Source organism: Xanthomonas sp. SHU 308 (genome assembly GCF_000364645.1).
GTDB classification, from domain to species: domain Bacteria; phylum Pseudomonadota; class Gammaproteobacteria; order Xanthomonadales; family Xanthomonadaceae; genus Xanthomonas_A; species Xanthomonas_A sontii.
This window is the reverse complement of the sequence record NZ_AQOK01000627.1, coordinates 1-1,837: the sequence shown is the minus strand read 5'-3', so window position 1 is coordinate 1,837 and position 1,837 is coordinate 1. Positions and strand designations below refer to the sequence as shown.

Sequence of the window (1,837 nt, the reverse complement as noted above, 5' to 3'; positions counted from 1 at the left end):
AGGCCGCCGCGATCGCGGCTTCCGAGCCGGTGGAGGCGGCGATCGCGTACATCTGCTGCAAGGCCGCGTCGGCCGCGTTGCCGCCGGCGCCCTGGGTGGTCAGCAACAGGTTGCGAATCTCGTCCAGGTCGGCGAACTGGTTGACCGTGCGCACCAGGTAGCGCTGCGTGCCCTGCTCCAGGCGTCCGCCGGAGAGATTGACGTTCTCGTCCTTGAGCCGCGCGATCACCGTGTCGATCGGCATGTTGAGCTGCGCCAGCCGCTGCTGGTCGATATCCACCTGGATCTCGTCCTCCAGCCCACCGCCGACCTTGACCGCGGCCACGCCCTGCACCGGTTCCAGCTTCTTCTTCAGGTCCTCGTCGGCGTAGCGACGCAACTGGGTCAGCGCGCGCACCGCCTCGGCGTCGCTGTGCGCGGCGGTCTTGCTCGACAGCACCAGGCGCATGATCGGTTGGGTGGAGGGATTGAAGCGCAGCAGCACCGGCGCCTTGGCCTCCAGCGGCAGCGACAGCGCCTCCATCTTGTCGCGCACCTCCAGGCTGGCCTGGTCCATGTTGGTGCCCCAGGCGAACTCCAGCACCACGTCGCTCTGTCCGGTGCGCGACACCGACTTGAGCTTGCGCAGGTTCTTGACCACGCCGACGGCTTCTTCGACCGGCTCGGTCACCAGCGTCTCGATCTCCGACGGCGCGGCGCCGGCGTACTCGGTGCGCACGGTCAGGGTCGGATAGCTCAGGTCCGGCAGCAGGTTGACCTTGAGCCCGTGCAGCGCGATCGCGCCGAACAGCAGCATGGTCAGCGTGATCATCGCGATGGTCACGCGGCGGCGGGTGGCGAATTCGACCAGGCCGCCACCGTGCGCGGCGGCGGGCGCAGGCGGTGCGTGCGCGTCGGAATCGGCGCCGTGCATCAGCGCGCTCCGGCGGTGGTGGACGGGGCGGCGTCGGCCACCTCGCGCTGCGGCGCGATCACCTGCACGCGGCTGCCGTCGCGCAGCGCGACCTTGCCGGCGGTGACCACCTGGTCGCCGGCCTGCAGGCCCTGGCGGATCTCCACCCACGGCCCTTCGGCATAGCCCAGGGTCACCGGCACCCGCGCGACCTTGCCGGCGACCACGCGGAACACCGCCGGCTCGCCATCGTCGAGCAGCGCCAACCGCGGCACCACCAGCGCATCGGCACGCTGGTCGTAATCGATGCGGATGCGGCCGAACATGCCCGGCTGCAGCGCCTCCGCCCCTTCGTCGAAGGCGCAGACCACGCGGAAGGTGCCGCTGCCGGCATCCACCACCGGCGCGATGCGGTCGACCCGGCCGCGGAACTGCTTGCCCGGCAGCGCGTCGGCCAGCAGGGTCACCGGCTGCCCGGTCTTGAGCGTGGCCAGTTCGCGCTCGGGCACGTTGAGCGTGGCCTCCAGCCGCGAATCGTCGACGATGCGGAAGATCGGCGTGTTGATCTGCACGAAGTTGCCGGTCTTGATCGAGCGCGAGGCGATCACCCCGGAGATCGGCGCCACCACCGTGGCATAGGACAGCTCCAGCGCGGCCAACTGGTGTTGCGCGCGCACGTTGGCCAGGTCGTACTTGATCTGATCGACGTCGGCGGCGCTGACCAGTTGCTGGCCCACCAACTGCTGCGAGCGGCGGTAGTTGTTCTCCAGCTTGCGCAGTTGCGCCTCGCTCTGCGCCAGCGCCAGCCGCGCGCGGTCGGGGTCCAGCCGCACCAGCGGCTGCCCGGCGCGCACCTGCTGGCCTTCCTCGGCCAGCACCGCCAGGGCCACGCCGGAGGTCTTGGCCACCACCTGCGATTCGGCGCGCGCTTCCAGCGCCGCGGTG

At 70.7% G+C, this 1,837-nt stretch carries 2 protein-coding genes; both read right to left on the bottom strand.

Going from position 1 to position 1,837, the window contains the following annotated elements; all coding sequences use genetic code 11:
* Window positions 1-913: efflux RND transporter permease subunit (locus tag D588_RS0117570; RefSeq protein WP_026143840.1), on the bottom strand; the 913-nt coding region annotated here is incomplete at its 3' end.
* On the bottom strand, window positions 913-1,837 hold a 925-nt coding region (locus D588_RS0117565), incomplete at its 5' end, for an efflux RND transporter periplasmic adaptor subunit (protein WP_020381184.1). The genes D588_RS0117565 and D588_RS0117570, both read right to left, overlap by 1 nt.